Origin of the sequence: Sporosarcina sp. SG10008, assembly GCF_044569405.1 — a bacterium.
GTDB lineage: Bacteria > Bacillota > Bacilli > Bacillales_A > Planococcaceae > Sporosarcina > Sporosarcina psychrophila.
The window spans coordinates 35246-55572 of the sequence record NZ_CP172607.1; the positions used below are offsets into that span (position 1 = coordinate 35246).

A 20327-nucleotide genomic window follows, 5' to 3' on the forward strand; every position below is an offset into this window, starting at 1 on the left:
AGGTGTCGGAACCCTTTTACTGAGGGAAAGGTTCGCAACGTATCTCTGAAAGTGAACAACGCGCCGCGTAAACTAAACAACAAAGTTGAGAAAGTATGCAACGTATCAAGAATTATGCAACGTATCTCGGGAAGTAAACAACACTAATCGTAAAATAAACAACACACCGCGTAAACTAAACAACAAAGTTGAGAAAGCATGCAACGTATCAAGAAGTTCGCAACGTTACCTCAAAAGTAGACAACAGAATATCAAAAGTTAACAACGTTCAGTGTAAACTTCACAACGCCCGCCTCAATATGAACTCCTCGTTTGTCCGAAATAACAAAAAATGTCTACCGAACTCCCTATTTATTTCCTCAATGCTATGCTACGATAAATAGTATGAATAGTTCAGTTAAAGGGAGAGTGTATCATGTGGGAGCCTAAAGAAATAAAAGACCAACTACATATGATCGACGGCAAGAAGGCGCCGGACCTCATTATTACTAATGCAGAATATTTACATTCAATCTATAAAAAATGGGTGACAGGCATCATTTGGATTGCTGGCGATCGGATTGTGTACGCCGGGAAGGAAATGCCGGTAATGACAGAAGGCGCCGAAATCTTCGATGCTACAGGGAAGAAAATTGTACCTGGTTATATTGAACCGCATGTTCATCCGTTTCAATTGTACAACCCGCGGACGTTTGCAGATTATGCATCGCGGCTTGGGACAACGACATTCATTTCGGATAATCTTATATTATTCATGTCTCTTGATAACGAAACATCGTTTGGGCTGCTTGATGAGTTAAATAAATTACCGTTTTCATTTTACTGGTGGGCACGGTTTGATTCACAGACGATTCTACAGAAGGAGGCTGAATTGTTTAATCTAGCTTCTATTAAAGAGTGGATTGAACGTCCAGAAGTATTGGTGGGCGGAGAGTTGACGGGTTGGCCACGGCTCATGACAGGGGAACCCAATATGGTCGCCTCTGTAAATGCTGCAAAAATAGGGGGCAAGAAAATAGAAGGGCATTTCCCTGGTGCCTCTGAGCGGACGTTGGCACGGATGCGTCTTCTTGGAACAGACGGTGATCATGAAGCGATGACGATAGAAGAGGTAGAGGCACGGCTACTGCACGGGTATGGAGTGACCCTACGCTATTCATCCATTCGTCCGGATCTTCCACATTTATTAAAAGACATTGTTGCCAAAGAATTAAATGTGTTTGATCACTTGATGATGACGACGGACGGATCGACGCCTTCATTTCACCTCGATGGCGTAATGGATAAATGTATCCGTGCTGCGCTTGAAGCGGGGGTTCCGCCAATTGATGCATACCAGATGGCATCTTATAACGTTGCGCGCTATTATGATATGACCGATTTACACGGATTCATTGCGACAGGTCGTTTTGCAACGCTAAATATTCTGGAGGATGAGTACAATCCAGTGCCGACGGATGTTTTATCCAAAGGAAAATGGTTGAAACGTGAAAATGAATCGACGGAACCTTTCCCAACCATTGATTGGTCGTTTGTTGAAGCGTTCGCACCGAATTTCGAACTTGATGAATCGGATTTCATATTTGACAATCTGGTTGGTATCGAAATGCTTAACGATGTCATTACAAAACCGTATAATGTGACGATTGACACAAAGGTCGATAAACTTGCGGATGATCACGATGAAAGTTTCCTTATGCTTCTCGATAGAAATGGAAAATGGCATGTCAATACAATTATTAAAGGGTTCGCAACAGGAATTCAAGGCTTTGCGTCTTCGTATTCGAATACAGGGGATATTATCTTAATCGGCAAAGATAAAAAAGAAATGCACAATGCCTTTAAGGAAATTAAACGAATCGGTGGCGGTATGGTGCTCTCGGAAAACGGTGGTATCGTCGCGACTCTTCCACTGGCAATCGGTGGCGGTTTATCGGCAGAACCGGTTCAAAAATTGATTGAGCAGGAGATAGAATTGAAAAAGGCACTGGCAGATCGTGGTTACACGAAAGGCGATGCAGTCTATACGTTGCTTTTCTTGCAATCAACACATTTACCGTACATACGCATCACACAGATGGGGCTGTACGATGTTATGAAAAAAGAAATGATTGTTCCGGTAACCGGAAGATAGGAGGCGTAAATGGAGAAGAAAATGAGAGGGTGGCTATTGTACATAGCTATCTTAATGTTGCTGTTAGCGGCGTGTTCAAAAGAAGAGAAGGCGGAGGACGTTGTACCCGAGCCGATAGAGGAAGAGGAAGAAGTAATCGTTGAAGAAGAACCTGTACAGGGGCCAACCTTGTATAAAGAACCGTTCACTGGTGTTCTATCAGAAGAGGAAAGTACCCGTCGCGCAGTTCTGATGACGATTAACAATCATCCGCTTGCAAGACCACAATCAGGCATTAGTGATGCAGATATTGTCTATGAACTTGCAGCAGAAGGCAACATTACAAGGCTTTTGGCATTATTTCAAAGTGAGCTACCTGAAGAAATCGGTCCTATCCGCAGTGCGAGGGATTACTTTGTCCAAATCTCAAAAGGACTTGACGCATTTTACGTGGCGCACGGATATAGCCCAGATGCCAAACAAATGCTGCAAAATCGTTTCGTGGATAATATAAACGGTATGCAATATGATGGAACGCTTTTCAATCGCTCCAAAGAACGAAGAGCTCCGCATAATTCGTATATAACGAAAGATAATGTGCTAGCAGGTATGGAGAAAACCAATTCGTCGATAGAATTGTCCGTAATACCGCCATTTTCTTTCCTAGATTCGATAGAAGGTGCTAAAATAGGGGATATCGCATCGATGCTTGTTGTTCGTTATGGCACAGACCCGGACTTTACAAGCACGTATTCCTACGATGCCGAAAAAGGAACGTACAATAGAATGGTAAAAGGGATCCTAACAGTCGATAAATCCAACGAAAAGCCAGTGGAACTGTCTAATATACTTATATTCGAAACAGCCCATCGTACAATTGATAACGTCGGCAGACAGTCAGTCGATATTGAATCGGGCGGTAGAGGTATGATGTTCCATGCAGGTATTGAAAAGGAAATCGAATGGGAAAATATTGACGGAATCCTAACACCGATGGAAAATGGTGTTCCTGCGAAACTTGTTCCGGGTAAAACGTGGATTCACATCGTTTCGACTCAACCTGGAATGGAAACGTCTGTCACATATACCCCTTAAGAAATTCATTCAGAGAGAGGGAGACATATGCAAATCGACAAAATCCGTGGTCATCAGACGGACCAACTATTTAAAGCAATGCTCGAATTAAAAGACCTCGATGAATGTTATGAATTCTTTGATGATCTCGTCACGATAAGTGAATTGCAGTCACTCGCCCAACGCTTGGAAGTGGCGCAAATGCTTATGATGAAGAAGACGTACGATAAGATACAAGGTGAGACAGGTGCCAGTACTGCAACTATCTCAAGAGTACGACGCTGTGTGGATTACGGCTCTGGCGGGTATGGAAAAGTACTTGGACGCCTCTATCCGCAAGTGAATGAAGAGGAAGCGGAGACTAAATAAGCACTTCAGGTGCCTTACGCTTTTAGTTAGAACCGGACAGGGAAAGAATCTGTCCGGTTTTTTTGGTATACTAGAGAAACGTACATTATAAGATTGGGTGGTCAAACATGGATTTCACTACATGGCGTCATGCCTTTAAATTAGATCCTGAAAAAACAGTGACAGACGAACAATTGGAACTGCTTGCAGAGTCAGGAACAGATGGAATTATTGTTGGTGGAACAGATGGAGTGACGCTCGATAACGTACTCGATTTGCTCGTCCGAATTAGAAGGTATTCCGTTTCAGTTGCACTTGAGATATCGACAGTTGACTCAGTGACACCGGGTTTTGATTATTATTTCATCCCAACGGTGCTTAACTCAACGAAAGTCGAATGGATTAATGGACTTCATCATTCCGCGCTTCGTGAATATGGGCATATGATGGACTGGGATGAAATTCAACCGGAAGGGTATTGCATTATGAACCCCGATTGTAAAGCGGCGAAATTGACTGGAGTGACAGAAGTTCCGAACGAAGAGGATGTCGTCGCTTATGCTCGCATGGCAGAACATCTTTTCAAATTACCCATTTTTTATCTGGAGTACAGCGGTATGTATGGTGATCCTAAAATAGTAGAAGCAGCATCACGCGTGCTCGAAAAAACTCGCCTATTTTATGGAGGCGGCATTAGGAATGGTGAAGATGCTAAAAAGATGGCTGAAATTGCGGATACAATTATCGTTGGTAACGTCATCTATGAAGATTTCAAGGCGGCATTGGGAACAGTAGACGCGGTGAAATCGGTTTCCCGTTAAGGCCAAATCAGTGTATAATAAAAGAACAAATGTTCCGAGAGGGCGATAATAGATGAATAAAATAGCAGAAGACTTACTTATAGGTATGAACCCAGAACAAGCTCGCGCAGTGAAGAAAACAGAAGGTGCACTGCTTATTATGGCGGGTGCTGGCTCTGGTAAAACACGTGTCCTAACACATCGGATTGCCTATCTCGTCGTTGAGAAAAACATTTATCCTTCCAATATTCTCGCGATTACATTCACTAACAAAGCGGCACGTGAAATGCGTGACCGTATTGATGGACTGCTTGGTGCTGGCACAGGCGAGCGGATGTGGGTTTCGACATTCCACTCAATGTGTGTCCGAATACTGCGACGTAACGTTGATCGAATCGGTATTTCAACATCATTTTCGATTCTCGATTCAGCCGATCAATTGTCGGTCATTAAAAGCGTTTTGAAAACGTTGAACCTTGATGCGAAACAATACGAACCACGTTCAATGCTGAATGCTATTAGCTCAGCGAAAAACGAGTGTATTGATGCAGAAATGTACCGCGCACAAATCAACCCTCATAACCCCTATGAAAAAACGATTGCAGACGTCTATGATGGCTATGCAAAGCGGTTGCGTAAAAACCAATCATTTGATTTTGACGATTTAATCATGATGACGTTGGTCTTATTCGAACGTGTACCAGATGTCCTTGAATTTTATCAAAACAAATTCCAATACATTCATGTGGATGAATACCAGGATACAAATAACGCACAGTATAGGCTTGTTAATATGCTGGCGGCTAAATTTAAAAACTTATGTGTTGTTGGAGACTCTGACCAATCTATCTATAGATGGCGCGGTGCGGACATCGGCAATATTCTGTCCTTTGAAAAAGACTATAAAAATGCCGAAATGATTATGCTTGAACAAAACTATCGTTCGACACAACGCATCTTACAGGCAGCGAACGACGTCATAACAAATAACAAGAGCCGCTATGATAAAAAGCTACGCACAGATAATGAAGAAGGCGATTCAATTTATGTCTACAAAGCAAGCGATGAAAAAGATGAATCGCAGTTTGTCGTAGGTAAAGTTATTGAATTGCAAGAGCAGGAGAAACTAAAACTCGACCAATTTGCAGTTTTGTATCGTACAAATGCTCAGTCGCGCGTTATCGAGGAATATCTTGTGAAATCCAATCTCGATTACACAATTGTTGGTGGCACGAAGTTTTATGAACGGAAAGAGATTAAAGACTTGCTTGCATATTTAAAACTCGTATCCAACAATGACGATGATCTTGCACTGGCCCGGATTATTAATGAACCAAAGCGCAGTATTGGTGCTACTTCATTCGATAAAATGGCGCGCTTTGCAATTGAACATGACCGCTCCATTTTTGACGCATTACAAGAAGTTGACTTTATGGGCATTACGTCAAGAGCTGCAAATGAAGTTGCCAAGTTCCGTGAGCTGATCGCAGGATTTACTCGAATGCAGGTATACTTATCGGTGACTGAACTTGTTGAGCAAATACTTGATAAATCGGGTTACCGCGAAATGCTTCATCGTGAAAAAACAATTGAGTCAGAAAGTCGTCTGGAAAATATCGAAGAGTTTTTATCTGTAACGGAAGCTTTTGAAAAACGTGCAGAAGAAGATACAGGTGACAAATCATTAGTCGCCTTCCTGACAGATCTTGCGCTCATCGCAGATATTGATTCACTTGATAAAGAAGAGAACAAATCTACAGAGAAAATTGTCCTTATGACGATGCACGCCGCCAAAGGTCTTGAATTTCCTGTTGTCTTCATCATCGGAATGGAAGAAAACGTCTTTCCGCACTCCCGTTCAATGGGAGATGACGAGGAGATGGAAGAAGAAAGGCGTCTTGCGTATGTGGGAATCACGCGTGCAGAGCAAAAACTCTATCTAACTTCCGCATCGTACCGCACGCTTTATGGACGTGCGAGCTATAATAGCCCTTCACGTTTCATTGCAGAAATTTCGGATGACATTACGGAAATTGTTTCAAGAGATTCCGGATTCTCCATTGGAGGCGGATCCAAAGCACGTAATGAAGCACCTGTGCGATCTGCTGTTAAAAAGCCTGTATATAATACCAGTGGTGGAGACAAAATGGGATGGAGCCCTGGCGACAAAGCGGTTCACAAAAAGTGGGGAACCGGCATGATTGTCAGCGTAAAAGGGACAGGCGAAGAAGTAGAACTGGACATCGCATTTCCAAATCCAGTCGGAGTCAAACGTCTCTTAGCAAAATTTGCACCAATTGAAAAAGCATGATGGCTGAAGGAGAGAAAAAATCGATGGATCGACTTGAACTCGAAAAACGGGTGGAAGAATTGAATAACCTGCTTCATCAGTATGGTCATGCTTATTATTCGCTTGATAAACCGCTTACTTCCGACGCAATCTATGACCAATATATGCAGGAACTGTTGTCGATTGAAGCGGAAAATCCTGACCTCATTTATCCGGACTCCCCCTCACAGCGTGTAGGTGGAGAGATACTGAAGGGATTTGGAAAAGTCGTTCACGAGTTTCCGATGCTTAGTCTATCGAATGCATTCAATGAAGAAGATTTGAGAGAATTTGACAGGCGTGTTAAGGCGGCAGCAGGACACGATGTTTCGTATATTTGTGAACTAAAAATAGATGGGCTTGCTATTTCGCTCAGATATGTCGACGGAAAGTTTGTACAGGGCTCAACTCGTGGAGATGGTACGGTCGGGGAAGATATAACGGCAAGTTTAAAAACAATCCGGACAATCCCACTTCGACTGAAAGAATCTGTTGCGATTGAAGTTCGCGGCGAGGCTTATATGCCGAAGCAATCGTTCGTGAAATTGAATGCAATGCGCGACGAAGCCGGCGATGAGCCGTTCGCCAATCCACGTAACGCGGCGGCAGGCTCACTTCGCCAACTCGATCCAAAAATAGCGGCGAGCCGAAATTTGGCGATATTCGTTTATGGAATCGGTGGCGATGGAAGTTTATTCGGACAAGATAGTCATTCAGACTCATTAGATTACCTTGCTGCGCTTGGCTTTGAAACGAACAAAGAACGCAAGCGATGCGCCACAATTGAAGAAGTGATTGACTATGTTGGGGAGTGGGGGGAAAGCCGTTCCGCTCTTGACTATGAAATCGACGGGATTGTTGTAAAAGTCGATAACTTTGAGGATCAGGAACAGCTTGGATTTACGGCGAAAAGTCCGAAATGGGCGACTGCTTACAAGTTTCCCGCTGAGGAAGTCGTCACAACGTTGCTAGATATAGAGCTTAGTGTTGGCAGAACAGGTGTAGTGACTCCAACAGCTATACTTCAACCAGTTCTTGTCGCGGGATCGACTGTAGGACGCGCATCGTTGCATAATGAGGATCTCATTAAAGAAAAAGACGTTCGAATCGGCGACACAGTTATTATCCGAAAAGCAGGAGATATTATTCCGGAGGTAGTCGCTGCAATTGTGGAAAAACGCACTGGTGATGAAGTACCTTTTGAAATGCCAACGAACTGTCCTGTCTGTGATTCAGAACTCGTTCGAATCGAGGAAGAAGTTGCGATACGTTGTGTTAATCCACAATGTCCAGCACAGATGAAAGAAGCCATTATTCACTTCGTGTCCCGCAATGCAATGAATATCGAAGGAATTGGTGAACGGGTAGTTGACCTTTTGTACAAGGCAGATCTTGTCCACGACGTCTCGGATCTATATACGCTGACAAGAGAGCAATTAATTGAACTCGAACGGATGGGTGAAAAATCCGTCTCGAATCTACTAACTGCAATTGAAGCATCAAAAGAAAATTCACTTGAAAAAATGCTCTTTGGACTAGGTATCCGCCATGTAGGTGAAAAAGCGGCAGCAATACTTGCGGAGGAGTTCGGAACACTTGCTGATCTAATGGTAGCCGATGCAGAGCGGCTTGTAACCATCCACGAAATCGGGGACAAGGTAGCCGATTCAATTACGACCTATTTTAGCAATGAAAAAGTTCTTGAAGTGCTTCGAAAGCTGGAGGCTTACGGATTGAATACAGCCTATAAAGGACGCAGGCGGCAAGATGTACCGACAGACGGCCTATTTTCTGGCAAGACTGTTGTCCTAACAGGGAAACTATCCATTTTGACCCGTGGCGAAGCGAAAGAGAAAATCGAAGCATTCGGCGGAAAAGTGAGTGGTAGCGTGAGTAAAAAGACAGATCTTGTGATTGCAGGGGAAGACGCCGGCTCGAAATTGGCAAAAGCCGAGGAGCTTGAAATTACTGTGTGGAATGAAGCTGAGTTGATTGAAGCACTTGGCGAAAAGGAGTAATTATATGATGAGAAAAATAGGTATACTACCTGGACTTGCAGCCATTCTTCTACTTGGAGGGTGTCTTCCTTCATTCGGAACGGAGAAAGAGGAAGCCGTCCAGGAGAACGACGAAAGCATTGAAGAGACTGTCATGATACCGGATGTCCAATTAAAAGAAGAGTTTTACAAGACACCTATCTCTTTCAAGAAAAGTGCGAGTCGTGGTCTAATCGTAAACAATATCTATACAAAATACGATATGCAGGAAGCAGAGGAAGGGCTCTTACGTCTTTCCAATCAGCAGTTTAATCCGAAAAACCATTACTTTCAGGAAGGGCAACATATCGACAAGGAGACTGCCCAGGCCTGGCTGTCAAGAAGTTCAGCGAATAAAGCTGGTTTGAATCCACCCATCGAGGAAGGCATGAGCGAAGAGACAGCCTCGGAAGTGGCGCCGAATTATCTGGCCCATATCGTCGAACAGAACTACCTCGTAATGACGGATGACAAGAAACTCCATCTTGCCGGGATTTCCGTCGGTCTAGCACTTAATTCAACCAGCTATTCGAGAAGTGGAAAAGAGACCAAAATAACGGATAAGGTACTTGAGAAGCAAGGTATGAAAATGGCTGAAGAAGTTGTAAAGCGGCTGCGTACACAGGAAGGGCTATCAGATATCCCGATTGTTGTCGGACTGTTTAAGCAAGAGAGCCGCAACTCCATTGTCCCGGGCACTTATTTTGCAACAGCCATCGCTGGAAAAGGGCAATCGGCACCGACAGGTTGGAAAGTAGTTAACGAGAAGTATGTTGTTTTCCCAGCGTCTTCTGCGAATGGCGAATATAGGGAAATGAATACTACATTTGATAGCTTTAAACAGGATATCGATGCGTATTTCCCGAGTTTCGTCAACGTCATAGGCACCGGATTTTATAAAGACAACAACTTAAAGTCGCTTGAAATAAAAGTACCAATCCAATTCTTTGGTACAAGTGAAACGATCGGTTTCACGCAATATATGACGTCACTCGTTAATCAACATTTCCCGAATGTGCATACAGAAGTAAGTATAACGTCCGTCAATGGACCGGAAGCATTAATCGTGAAAGAGGCAGATAATGATAAGCCATTCGTTCATATTTACGGCTATTGATCAACATAACTTTTCATCATAATAGGAAGATGATATGATTAACCGTACAATTCAAAGAGGAGGAGAAAAAATGACACAATTGACGATAGATGAAGTGAAACGTCACGCAGGTCTTGCAAGGATTGCTATGACAGACGCTGAGGCAGAAATGTTTGCTGAGCAACTCGAAGACATGATTGGATTTTCCATTAAACTAGAAGAAGTGGACACTGAGCAGATTGCTCCAATGACACATCCACTGCCGCTTTTCAATGTATTACGTAAGGATATTCCGACAGACGCACTTGACAGGGAAGAGATGCTGAAGAGCGTGAAAGAGCATGAAGACGGACAAATCAAAGTGCCGACTATCATTTGATGAATGGATTTAAGGAGGAAGAAAAATGACGTTATTTGAAAAGACGGCAACAGAACTTCAGTCGCTATTACATAATCGGGAAGTATCTGTCAAAGAACTGACGGAGGAGTCACTAGCCCGTATTGAAAAGATGGATGGAAAAGTACAAGCTTTCCTCTCAACAAATGGCGAACAGGCACTCGCTAAAGCGGAAGAATTGGACAACCAGCCATTAGAAGGACGGGGACCTCTATTCGGGTTACCGATCGGTCTGAAAGATAATATCGTTACAAAAGGCATTGTTACAACTGCTGCTAGTAAGATGCTTGAAGGCTTCGTACCAGTTTACGATGCGACAGTGGTTGATAAAATCAATGAAGCAGGAATGGTAACAATCGGGAAACTGAATATGGATGAATTTGCGATGGGATCGACGACAGAAAGATCTGCATTCCAAACGACACATAATCCATGGAATCTTGATTACGTTCCCGGAGGTTCATCAGGCGGTTCGGCGGCGGCAGTTGCAGCCGGCGAAGTAGCATTCGCACTTGGTTCAGATACAGGCGGCTCTGTCCGTCAACCCGCTGCATTCTGTGGCGTTGTCGGCATGAAGCCAACATACGGTCGCGTGTCTCGTTCAGGTCTTGTTGCTTTCGCATCATCACTAGACCAAATTGGTCCGATTACGCGCAACGTTGAAGACAATGCATTGCTACTAAGTGCAATTGCAGGCTTAGATGCAAAAGATTCATCTACATCTCCGCAGGCTGTTCCTGATTTCCGTGCTGCACTAACCGGCGACATCAAAGGCTTAAAAATCGGCGTTCCAGCCGAGTATTTAGGTGAAGGTGTATCTGAAGAAGCGAAAAATGCAGTATTGGAAGCGCTCAAAGTACTCGAATCACTTGGTGCCGAGTGGGAAGAAGTTTCACTTCCACATTCGAAGTATGCATCTGAAGTCTACTATGTCATATCATCTTCTGAAGCATCATCGAATCTTGCTCGTTTTGACGGGATTCGTTACGGTTATCGTGCTGAAGGCGTCAAGGATCTTGAAGAATTATACGCGCGTACACGTTCTGAAGCTTTTGGCAATGAAGTGAAAAAACGTATTTTATTCGGTATGTATTCATTAGGTGCAGCTCAACACGGTGGTTTATATGTGAAATCGCAAAAAGTACGTACACTCATTGCACAAGACTTTGCTACTCTTTTCGAAAAATACGATGTAATCATCGGACCTTCATCTGCGACAACGGCTTATAAAATTGGTGAAAAACTAGAAGATCCGTTGACGCTGTATGCAAACGACATTTTAACAGTTCCGATTAACCTTGCGGGTGTACCGGCAATTTCGGTTCCATGCGGATTTTCGAATGGACTTCCACTTGGTCTTCAAATTATCGGGAAACATTACGATGAAGCGACACTCTACAAAGTTGCACATGCTTACGAACAAGCGACTGATTTCCATACACAAACTCCAGTCATATGGGAGGGGAAATAATAATGAACTTTGAAACAGTAGTAGGACTTGAAGTCCACGTAGAACTTAAAACAAATTCGAAAATCATGTCCCCAGCTCATGCACATTTTGGTGCGGAACCAAACATGAACATTCATGTGATTGACTTGGCTTATCCAGGTGTATTACCGGTGATGAACGAACAAGCAGTTGATTTCGGTATGAAAGCTGCAATGGCACTTAACTGTGAAATTGCGCCTATTACTAATTTCGACCGTAAGCATTACTTCTATCCCGATAATCCGAAAGCTTACCAAATCTCTCAAGATGACCGTCCAATTGGTGCAAACGGTTGGGTAGAAATCGAAGTTGATGGTAAAAAGAAAAAGATTCGTATTGAACGCGTTCACCTTGAAGAAGATGCAGGGAAATTAACACATACCGATGAAGGTCACTCGCTTGTTGACTTAAACAGACAAGGTGTACCATTAATTGAAATTGTAACTGAAGCTGATGTACGGTCTCCTGAAGAAGCGTATGCTTTCCTTGAAAAATTGAAAGCTATCATTCAATACACAGGTGTTTCCGATGTCCGTATGGAAGAAGGATCACTCCGTTGTGACGCCAACATTTCTATCCGTCCGTTTGGACAAGAGGAATTTGGAACGAAAACGGAATTGAAAAACTTGAACTCATTCAACTTCGTTCGTAGAGGAATCGCATATGAAGTGGATCGTCAAGAAGAAGTTTTATTATCCGGTGGTAAAATCGAACAGCAAACACGCCGTTACGATGAAGCAACAGGTAAAACAATTCTTATGCGTGTCAAAGGTCCAGCGAATGATTATCGCTTTATTCCTGAACCTGATTTGACAGATATTCATATCGATGAGGCATGGATGGCACGTGTTCGTGCTGAAATTCCAGAACTTCCGGACGCTCGTAAGGACCGTTATATCAACGACCTTGACTTACCTGCTTACGATGCGATGGTATTGACACTGACAAAAGATATGTCTGATTTCTTCGAAGCAACTGTTACGGCGGGAGCGGATGCGAAGCTTGCATCTAACTGGCTTATGGGTGAAGTTTCAGCTTATCTAAATGCAGAGGCAAAAGAACTTGATGCTACGGCATTAACGCCTGAAGGACTTGCAAGTATGATTAAGCTGATTACAGATGGTACAATTTCATCTAAAATCGCGAAAAAAGTGTTCAAGGAATTGATTGATAACGGCGGAAATGCAGCAGACATCGTCAAAGAAAAAGGGCTTGTCCAAATTTCTGATGAAGGCACGCTTCGAACAATCGTCACTGAAACATTAGATGCAAATGAACAATCGATTGAAGACTATAAAAACGGGAAAGAGCGCGCAGTAGGCTTCCTCGTTGGTCAAATTATGAAAGCGACGAAAGGGCAGGCAAACCCGCCACTCGTTAATAAAATTCTTCTTGAGGAAATTGCGAAGAGGTAACTAGAAAAGCGTAAGGCGCCTTGACACCATTTTTAGGCGAAAACTTATTATTTCCTATTTTTAATTGAGACGTTCTGCATAAGACTTTTCCAAGTCCCTGTACAGAGCGTCTTTTTTTAATCTCGTAATTTGATTCGCGGGAAGGGACGACGTACAATTAAAGAAAAGGAGTGTGGATGATTGATGAAAACTGAACAACAATACTTTGATGAAGCCATTTCACTCGAACAGTATATGAATAAGATGGAAAAACATAAAGAAGAAAGTTTTCGCATTTATGAACAATTCGAAGTGCCGGCAGATGATGAATTCATCGAGCTATTAAAAGCAAAGAAACCGAATATCTTAGTCATTACGGAAGATTGGTGCGGAGACGCTATGATGAATAATCCGGTTCTTCGAAGAATAGCGGAAGCCGCGGGTCTTGACGTACGTACGGCATACCGTGATGCAGATACGGACTTAATCGACAAACATCTGACAAATGGAGGTAGGTCGATTCCTGTATACTTATTGCTTGATGAAGACGGGGAAGTCGAGGCGAAATGGGGACCGCGAGCAGCTGCCATTCAAGAATATGTTTTAGAATTGCGCAAAGACTTACCTGCAGCTGATTCACCAGTTTATAAAGAAAAACAACAGGCATTCATCGAGCGGATTACTGCCGAATATACATCCAAGCCAGAGCTGTGGTTGACAGTATACGATGACATTCGTAAAACATTCTTACCGGTATTGCAGAAACAATCTTAAGTGCCAAGTGGCATGTCTTATTAATCGAGCATTTTAGCTGATTCTTTTAAAAAACATATGTACGAATAGAGGGAATTACGGATGAAACGAGCAAGAATTATTTATAATCCGACGTCGGGACGCGAAGCATTCCGCAAACACCTGGGTGAGGTACTCGAGAAGCTTGAAAAGGCCGGTTATGAAACATCTTGTCATGCGACAACGTGTGAAGGAGATGCAACAGAAGCAGCTAAACATGCTGTAGAAGCTGGTTTTGACCTTGTAATTGCTTCAGGTGGGGATGGCACATTGAACGAAGTCATCGCGGGCGTGAGTCCATTTGACAATCGTCCCAAAGTTGGACTTATTCCTACTGGAACGACGAACGACTTTGCGCGCGCGTTACGTATTCCTCGTGATATTAACGAAGCGGTAGATATTATCATTCGTGGAGAAACGATACCTGTCGATGTTGGTTTAATGAACGATCGCCACTTTATTAACATTGCAGGTGGCGGCAGATTGACCGAATTGACATATGATGTCCCAAGCAGATTGAAGACAGTACTTGGGCAGCTTGCTTATTATTTAAAAGGTATTGAGATGTTGCCGTCGATCCACTCTACTCACGTCAAGATTGAATACGATGGTGAAGTATTTGAGGATGAAGCAATGATGTTTCTCGTCGGCTTAACGAATTCAGTCGGCGGCTTTGAAAAACTTGCCCCTGGTTCAAGCATTAATGACGGGAAATTCACTTTGCTCATCCTGAAAAAGTGTAATATCGCTGAATTCATACGTGTTGTTTCGCTTGCTCTCAGAGGTGAGCATCTAGATGATCCGCTTGTTATTTCAACTAAAGCAGAAAAAATCACAGTGACATCCACTGAAAAGGTACTCCTCAATCTAGATGGAGAATACGGTGGAGTATTACCGGCAAGGTTTGAAAATCTTTATAGGCATATTGAGATGTTTGTTCCTATGAGTGAATTACGGAATGAGGATCGAGTAGACCTACCGGATTCTTCTGTAGAGTCGTAAATTGCAGTCAGGATTAGGTAGTTAGTAGATTGGACAAAATGAGCTGTAAGGATGCCGAAAGTGGGCATTCCTACAGCTCATTTTCTAAAAAAGATAAGAAAATATAAGAATGTCACTTTGGAGCAGTGTCTAGGCTAGGTAGCTTTAAAGTACAGTACAGCTGTGGGGCTTGAAGTAGGCCATGCAAGGATGCAGGTATGAGTGGGGAGGGATTTGAATTACATCCCTCCTTGTTGCGACAGGACGGCGCCTTTCGCTTTTCTTAAATAAATTCTATTGCCTGATCTTGATTGGCGGCTAGTTCGGGCAACTTGTTGATGGGTACCCAGCGATGGATAAATATCATACCGTCGTCTTCGCCACCTCCATATACACGGTGTTCCCACCCATCATGTTCTTTACCGATAAACGTGAGGTGAAAAATATTCCTTTCATAGATAACATTCTTATGTTCAGGGAAGTAATTCGATTTAATAACTTTCCCTTTCAACTCTAAATCTTCTCTATTAATACCTGTTTCTTCTTCGATTTCCCGATATAATGCGTCTATCAGAAGCTCGTCAACTTCAATTGTTCCTCCGGGGACCTGTAAGCCGGCGTTAGGATTATCTTTATGCTCGAACACCAGAATTTCCCGATTGGTACCCTCACCTTTTGTAATATAAGCTAATATTTTTCTTTTTAGTTCCACTGTGTTCACCCCGCTTTAGTTTATTAAATATACACAATATTCCGTCCTCCGGCAAGCAGGTACTTTGCTACATATTTGTTGAAATAAAGAATTTCATTGAATTCATTAAAGCTATTCATTGTTGAACGCCTTCGTTCACTTTTTATATTGGTATTCACTTGTTCAATATGTCTAGTCACAAATAGTTCATGTAAATCGTTTTAAACGTAACTACTGGGTGGTATAGAGGGTATACAATAGAATCATGATGTATTTGAAAGGACATGGTGCAAGTGTACAAAATACATGAAAAAAGACTTATATGGCTTGCATTTATTATTGCAGGAATTATGCTGTTATCAATTTTTGGTAAAATCTTCGGGAGCTAAAGGGGGATACGCAGATGGGAAATGAAGAAGCAGTCTTTTTTTCAAGGGTCTTAACCGAAACAACTTTATCATTCCATATTATTTATGCAACAATTGGCGTCGGAGTACCGTTGATGATTATGATCGCACAATGGGTTGGCATAAAGAAAAACGATGATCACTATATTTTACTTGCACGACGTTGGGCAAGAGGTTTTATCATTACAGTTGCCGTTGGTGTCGTAACAGGAACCGCAATCGGTTTACAATTATCCTTGTTATGGCCTAATTTCATGGAACTTGCAGGGAACGTCATTGCACTTCCGTTATTTATGGAGACGTTTGCATTCTTTTTTGAAGCAATTTTCCTCGGTATTTACTTATATACATGGGATCGTTTTGAAAACCAAAAGAAACATTTTCTATTACTTATTCCGGTTGCCATCGGAGCATCCTTTTCTGCGGTGTTCATCACAATCGTTAACGCATTCATGAATGCACCAAGAGGGTTTGATATCGTTAATGGTGAATTCGTTAACGTCAATCCGCTACTTGCGATGTTCAATCCAGCGATGCCGACGAAAGTGGCACACGTTGTTGCGACTTCTTATATGACAGCTGCTTTTGTGCTTGCAGCGATTGCAGCGTTCCGTCTGTTAAAAGGTTCGAATCATGAATACCACAAAAAAGCACTTTATCTAACGATGAAAGTTGGGCTTGTCTTTGCAATTGCATCAGCAATTATCGGTGACTTCTCAGGGAAATATTTAGCGGAGTATCAACCTGAAAAATTGGCTGCCGCAGAATGGCATCTTGAAACAAGTGAAAATGCGCCGCTGATAATGTACGGCATTCTCAAAGATGGAGAAGTTAAATATGCCATCGAAATACCATATGCATTATCATTCCTTGCACACGGTAGTTTTACTCAAGAGGTAGCTGGTCTGGATCAATTCCCTGAAGATGAAGTTCCGCCACTTTACATCCATTACTTATTCGACATAATGGTGTCAATTGGTATTTGGATGACCCTTCTATCGGGCGTATTTTGGTTAGGGGTTCAACGAGGTTGGAAAATGGTTTCTACGAAATGGTTCCGCTGGCTTATCGTACTCGGTGGTCCGCTAACACTAGTAGCGATTGAAGCCGGTTGGTGGCTTGCTGAAGTTGGTAGACAGCCATGGATTCTAAGAGGCATTATGCGAACGCAGGACGCTGCTACGACGAGCGGACATGTTGACTCCATGCTTATCTTGTTCTGCTTGCTTTATCTTGTCCTAGGAGTCGGTAGTATAGTCGTACTGAGAAAAATGTTCCGCAACAATCCAGTTGAACGCGAAATTGAAGATCGTGATACGGAGAAAGGCGGCGACGTGCTATGACACTTGAGATACTAGGCATATCCGTTCTATGGACTTTCCTGTTCGGTTATATACTGATTGGTGCCATTGATTTTGGAGCAGGTTTTTTCAATGCCTACAGCACGCTCACTGGCCGTCAGCATATTTTGACCAACATTATTCAGCGCTATTTATCGCCTGTTTGGGAAGTGACCAACGTTTTCTTAGTTTTCTTCTTTGTGGGGATTATTGGGTTTTTCCCGAAAACAGCGTTTTATTATGGAACGACGTTATTAATCCCCGTCAGCATTGGGATTATCCTACTGGCCATCCGTGGTTCCTATTATGCATTTGAGACATACGGGGCACGTGGACACAAAGGGTATTCGTTCATGTACGGCCTTGCTGGAATACTTATTCCAGCATCGCTGTCCATCGTACTTACCATTTCTGAAGGTGGATTTATCGACATGGTAAATGGCAATCCCGTACTCGATTATTGGAGGCTGTTCTCCAGTCCGTTGACCTGGTCGATCGTTGTGTTAAGCATCGCCGCAACGCTTTATATATCGGCGGTATTCCTGACTTGGTATGCGAATAAAGCACGTGATGTTGCAGCGACGAATATGATTCGGAAATATGCGCTCATCTGGGCATTGCCGACGATTATCACAGCAGGGGGCATTATATTCGAACTAAGAAATCACAATCCGGAACATTACACTAACATCCAAAACTTCTGGCCGATGTTCCTTATCTCGTTTATCATGTTCATCGGAACGGTTTGGCTAATCTGGAAGCGCCGTAATTACGGACTCGCGTTCCTATTGCTAGTGGGCCAGTTTGCCTTCGCCTTCTTTGGCTATGGTGCGTCCCATTATCCATACTTGTTGTACCCGTATTTGACGATTTACGACAGCTTCACGAACCCGGCCATGGCCATCTCGCTTATCGTGGTGTTCATCATGGGACTTGGGCTGCTGATTCCGTCATTGTACTTGCTCATGCGTCTATTCCTATTCGATAAAGACTACGTCCGCGGAAAAGGCGACTACCACGCATAAGGAGGAATGGTCCATGAATCACTTTTTAATGTTTTACGCACCTTTCATCGTCCTCATCGGGGGACTCGTCGTTGCGTTCGTTATTGCACCAATGGACGGAGCCATAAAGAAGCAGATTGAAAAAGAAAAGTAAAAGAGAGCAGACGTCGATTGTGGCGTCTGTTTTTTGTTGGTGATCGGTAGGCGGGCGTATGTGGGTGCGAACCGATCATATAAGAAGGCAACTGATCATAAAAGTAGGCAATCGATCCTGAGCGTGTGCTGACCAATCATAAAAGTAGGCAACCGATCATAAGCGTGTGCTAACCGATCATAAAAGTTGGTAGCCAATCATAAGTGCATGCTGACCGATCATAATCGATCCTAAGTGTGTGCTGACCGATCATATAGGTAGGCAATCGATCCTAAGCGTGTGCTGACCGATCATATAGGTTAGTTTACCGATTATATGGGTAGACCAACCGAGCATATACAAGTGCCGACTAGCCAAAAAAAAATCTACTCCCACAGTAAAGTACATGTATTGTCTAATAGATGCCCATGCGACATCTGTTTTTTCACTCTCAGCATGGTAAACTAAAGACATCTGAAATTTGGAGGAAAATATAATGTCATATAGTGTAAATAGAAACGATCGTCTCAGCGTCTACGTAGAAGATTTAACGCACGATGGTTCGGGCGTAGCAAAAGTGGACGGCTATCCGCTTTTCATCCCCGGTGTGCTTCCAGGCGAAGAGGTTGATATACAAGTAGGTAAAACATTGAAAAAATACGGCTTTGGCAGGCTGTTAAATATAACGAAAGCATCCCCTGATCGAGTAAAACCGCCTTGTCATGTATTCTCAGAATGCGGTGGATGTCAGATGCAACACTTGTCTTACGAAGGTCAACTTGTGCAAAAGCGTAAAACAGTACGTGATGTAATGGACCGTGTCGCAAAACTCCCCCATGTGCCAGTGCACCCAGTAAAAGGGATGGACGACCCTTGGCGCTACCGCAATAAATCACAAATACCTTTCAGTGAGCGGGATGGCAAAGTTGTTTCTGGATTTTATAAATCGCGTACACATCACATCGTTGACACAGATATCTGTCTCATCCAAAGTCATGAAGCAGATGACCTAATGGCTATGTTGAAATATGAGCTACATGCAATCGGCGTTGATGCCTATGATGAAAAGACTCACTTAGGTTTGCTTCGTCACTTAATTGTCCGGAAAGGACGTACCTCAGGCGACGTAATGGTTGTTTTAGTAACGCGCAAAAAGAAATTTACGCAGAAAGATGCAGCCATAGAACTTATTAAACGTGTCGTTCCAAATGTAACGTCAATTATGCAAAACTTTAACACCGAGAGAACGAACGTTATTTTCGGTGATGAAACAGTTTTGTTATACGGGAAACCGGTTATTGTCGATTCAATCGGCAACATCGATTTCGAAATATCTGCACGCTCTTTCTACCAAGTGAACCCTGTACAGACGGAAGTTCTTTACGGACAGGCACTAGAGTACGCACAGCTAACAGGAAATGAATCTGTCATCGATGCGTATTGCGGTATTGGTACAATTTCGTTGTTCATCGCACAAAAAGCAAAAGAAGTTTATGGCGTTGAAATCGTTCCCGAAGCAATCGAAGACGCTAAACGCAACGCGGAATTGAATGGCATAAATAACGCGCATTTCGAAGCAGGCCCTGCTGAAGTCGTCATTCCGAAATGGTATGCAGATGGCAAACGATTCGACGTGCTGGTTGTTGATCCACCGCGTAAAGGCTGCGACGAAGAACTTTTGAAAACAATTTTGGAGTATAAGCCAAAACGTGTTGTTTACGTATCATGTAATCCAGGTACACTTGCACGGGATTTACGCATACTTGAAGATGGCGGTTATCGCACGCAGGAAGTACAGCCGGTTGATATGTTCCCTCATTCGAGTCATGTGGAGTGTGTGGCTTGGTTGGAGATTTGATTCGAGGATAAGGAAAACGGGAAAAGGTGAATCTTTTCCCGTTTT

At 43.1% G+C, this 20327-nt stretch carries 17 protein-coding genes; 16 read left to right on the plus strand and 1 reads right to left on the minus strand.

What is annotated here, in order from left to right; all coding sequences use genetic code 11:
* Positions 1-415 precede the first annotated feature (415 nt).
* From ACGLYD_RS00150 to ACGLYD_RS00205, 12 genes are all read left to right on the plus strand, one after another.
* A complete protein-coding gene (locus ACGLYD_RS00150; protein ID WP_399630670.1) occupies positions 416-2134 on the plus strand; it encodes an adenine deaminase C-terminal domain-containing protein in 1719 nt (572 codons plus the stop codon).
* A gap of 9 nt (positions 2135-2143) precedes the next feature.
* The gene (locus ACGLYD_RS00155) at positions 2144-3208 is read left to right on the plus strand and encodes a DUF3048 domain-containing protein (RefSeq protein WP_255428572.1); all 1065 of its coding nucleotides are present in this window, start codon (positions 2144-2146) and stop codon (positions 3206-3208) included.
* A 27-nt stretch (positions 3209-3235) separates the two neighbouring features.
* Positions 3236-3556 carry a YerC/YecD family TrpR-related protein gene (locus ACGLYD_RS00160; RefSeq protein ID WP_067205613.1) on the plus strand — a complete coding sequence of 107 codons (321 nt, stop codon included), beginning with the start codon at positions 3236-3238 and terminating at the stop codon, positions 3554-3556.
* 107 nt (positions 3557-3663) lie between these two features.
* Positions 3664-4356 (plus strand): heptaprenylglyceryl phosphate synthase, encoded by a 693-nt coding sequence (locus ACGLYD_RS00165; protein ID WP_067205615.1) that lies wholly within the window; start codon positions 3664-3666, stop codon positions 4354-4356.
* A 52-nt stretch (positions 4357-4408) separates the two neighbouring features.
* Positions 4409-6646 (plus strand): DNA helicase PcrA, encoded by a 2238-nt coding sequence (gene pcrA / locus ACGLYD_RS00170; protein WP_399630675.1) that lies wholly within the window; start codon positions 4409-4411, stop codon positions 6644-6646.
* Between the two features lie 23 nt (positions 6647-6669).
* Positions 6670-8682 carry an NAD-dependent DNA ligase LigA gene (ligA, locus tag ACGLYD_RS00175; RefSeq protein ID WP_067205618.1) on the plus strand — a complete coding sequence of 671 codons (2013 nt, stop codon included), beginning with the start codon at positions 6670-6672 and terminating at the stop codon, positions 8680-8682.
* Positions 8683-8686: 4 nt separating this feature from the next.
* Complete coding sequence (locus ACGLYD_RS00180) at positions 8687-9817, plus strand: CamS family sex pheromone protein (RefSeq protein ID WP_342539655.1); 1131 nt, start codon at positions 8687-8689, stop codon at positions 9815-9817.
* A 70-nt stretch (positions 9818-9887) separates the two neighbouring features.
* The gene (gene gatC, locus ACGLYD_RS00185) at positions 9888-10175 is read left to right on the plus strand and encodes an Asp-tRNA(Asn)/Glu-tRNA(Gln) amidotransferase subunit GatC (RefSeq protein ID WP_067205624.1); all 288 of its coding nucleotides are present in this window, start codon (positions 9888-9890) and stop codon (positions 10173-10175) included.
* A gap of 25 nt (positions 10176-10200) precedes the next feature.
* On the plus strand, positions 10201-11664 hold the full coding sequence (gene gatA, locus ACGLYD_RS00190) for an Asp-tRNA(Asn)/Glu-tRNA(Gln) amidotransferase subunit GatA (RefSeq protein ID WP_067205626.1): 1464 nt from the start codon (positions 10201-10203) through the stop codon (positions 11662-11664).
* 2 nt (positions 11665-11666) lie between these two features.
* The gene (gene gatB / locus ACGLYD_RS00195; protein WP_187046607.1) at positions 11667-13097 is read left to right on the plus strand and encodes an Asp-tRNA(Asn)/Glu-tRNA(Gln) amidotransferase subunit GatB; all 1431 of its coding nucleotides are present in this window, start codon (positions 11667-11669) and stop codon (positions 13095-13097) included.
* Positions 13098-13280: 183 nt separating this feature from the next.
* Complete coding sequence (locus tag ACGLYD_RS00200) at positions 13281-13850, plus strand: thioredoxin family protein (RefSeq protein ID WP_067213823.1); 570 nt, start codon at positions 13281-13283, stop codon at positions 13848-13850.
* Between the two features lie 81 nt (positions 13851-13931).
* Complete coding sequence (locus ACGLYD_RS00205; RefSeq protein WP_067205634.1) at positions 13932-14870, plus strand: diacylglycerol kinase; 939 nt, start codon at positions 13932-13934, stop codon at positions 14868-14870.
* Positions 14871-15132: 262 nt separating this feature from the next.
* Here ACGLYD_RS00205 and ACGLYD_RS00210 read toward each other — a convergent pair whose 3' ends face one another.
* Positions 15133-15561, minus strand: coding sequence for an NUDIX domain-containing protein (locus tag ACGLYD_RS00210; RefSeq protein WP_187046608.1), 429 nt, complete (start codon positions 15559-15561; stop codon positions 15133-15135).
* 382 nt (positions 15562-15943) lie between these two features.
* Between ACGLYD_RS00210 and ACGLYD_RS00215 the strand changes: the two genes are divergently transcribed.
* The 4 genes from ACGLYD_RS00215 to rlmD all read left to right on the plus strand — a co-directional run bounded on the left by ACGLYD_RS00215 (position 15944) and on the right by rlmD (position 20282).
* Positions 15944-17290 carry a cytochrome ubiquinol oxidase subunit I gene (locus ACGLYD_RS00215; RefSeq protein WP_187046609.1) on the plus strand — a complete coding sequence of 449 codons (1347 nt, stop codon included), beginning with the start codon at positions 15944-15946 and terminating at the stop codon, positions 17288-17290.
* Complete coding sequence (locus ACGLYD_RS00220) at positions 17287-18312, plus strand: cytochrome d ubiquinol oxidase subunit II (protein WP_067205642.1); 1026 nt, start codon at positions 17287-17289, stop codon at positions 18310-18312. The genes ACGLYD_RS00215 and ACGLYD_RS00220 overlap by 4 nt, the downstream gene beginning before the upstream one ends.
* Before the next feature lie 13 nt (positions 18313-18325).
* Positions 18326-18445 carry a cytochrome bd oxidase small subunit CydS gene (gene cydS / locus ACGLYD_RS00225; RefSeq protein WP_399630682.1) on the plus strand — a complete coding sequence of 40 codons (120 nt, stop codon included), beginning with the start codon at positions 18326-18328 and terminating at the stop codon, positions 18443-18445.
* A 475-nt stretch (positions 18446-18920) separates the two neighbouring features.
* A complete protein-coding gene (gene rlmD, locus ACGLYD_RS00230) occupies positions 18921-20282 on the plus strand; it encodes a 23S rRNA (uracil(1939)-C(5))-methyltransferase RlmD (protein WP_399630684.1) in 1362 nt (453 codons plus the stop codon).
* Positions 20283-20327: the final 45 nt, after the last annotated feature.

Coding starts and splice junctions, on each gene's coding strand:
- ACGLYD_RS00150 (WP_399630670.1), top strand. CDS start 416: ATGTGGGAGCCTAAAGAAATAAAAGACCAACTACATATGATCGACGGC.
- ACGLYD_RS00155 (WP_255428572.1), top strand. CDS start 2,144: ATGGAGAAGAAAATGAGAGGGTGGCTATTGTACATAGCTATCTTAATG.
- ACGLYD_RS00160 (WP_067205613.1), top strand. CDS start 3,236: ATGCAAATCGACAAAATCCGTGGTCATCAGACGGACCAACTATTTAAA.
- ACGLYD_RS00165 (WP_067205615.1), top strand. CDS start 3,664: ATGGATTTCACTACATGGCGTCATGCCTTTAAATTAGATCCTGAAAAA.
- pcrA (WP_399630675.1), top strand. CDS start 4,409: ATGAATAAAATAGCAGAAGACTTACTTATAGGTATGAACCCAGAACAA.
- ligA (WP_067205618.1), top strand. CDS start 6,670: ATGGATCGACTTGAACTCGAAAAACGGGTGGAAGAATTGAATAACCTG.
- ACGLYD_RS00180 (WP_342539655.1), top strand. CDS start 8,687: ATGATGAGAAAAATAGGTATACTACCTGGACTTGCAGCCATTCTTCTA.
- gatC (WP_067205624.1), top strand. CDS start 9,888: ATGACACAATTGACGATAGATGAAGTGAAACGTCACGCAGGTCTTGCA.
- gatA (WP_067205626.1), top strand. CDS start 10,201: ATGACGTTATTTGAAAAGACGGCAACAGAACTTCAGTCGCTATTACAT.
- gatB (WP_187046607.1), top strand. CDS start 11,667: ATGAACTTTGAAACAGTAGTAGGACTTGAAGTCCACGTAGAACTTAAA.
- ACGLYD_RS00200 (WP_067213823.1), top strand. CDS start 13,281: ATGAAAACTGAACAACAATACTTTGATGAAGCCATTTCACTCGAACAG.
- ACGLYD_RS00205 (WP_067205634.1), top strand. CDS start 13,932: ATGAAACGAGCAAGAATTATTTATAATCCGACGTCGGGACGCGAAGCA.
- ACGLYD_RS00215 (WP_187046609.1), top strand. CDS start 15,944: ATGGGAAATGAAGAAGCAGTCTTTTTTTCAAGGGTCTTAACCGAAACA.
- ACGLYD_RS00220 (WP_067205642.1), top strand. CDS start 17,287: ATGACACTTGAGATACTAGGCATATCCGTTCTATGGACTTTCCTGTTC.
- cydS (WP_399630682.1), top strand. CDS start 18,326: ATGAATCACTTTTTAATGTTTTACGCACCTTTCATCGTCCTCATCGGG.
- rlmD (WP_399630684.1), top strand. CDS start 18,921: ATGTCATATAGTGTAAATAGAAACGATCGTCTCAGCGTCTACGTAGAA.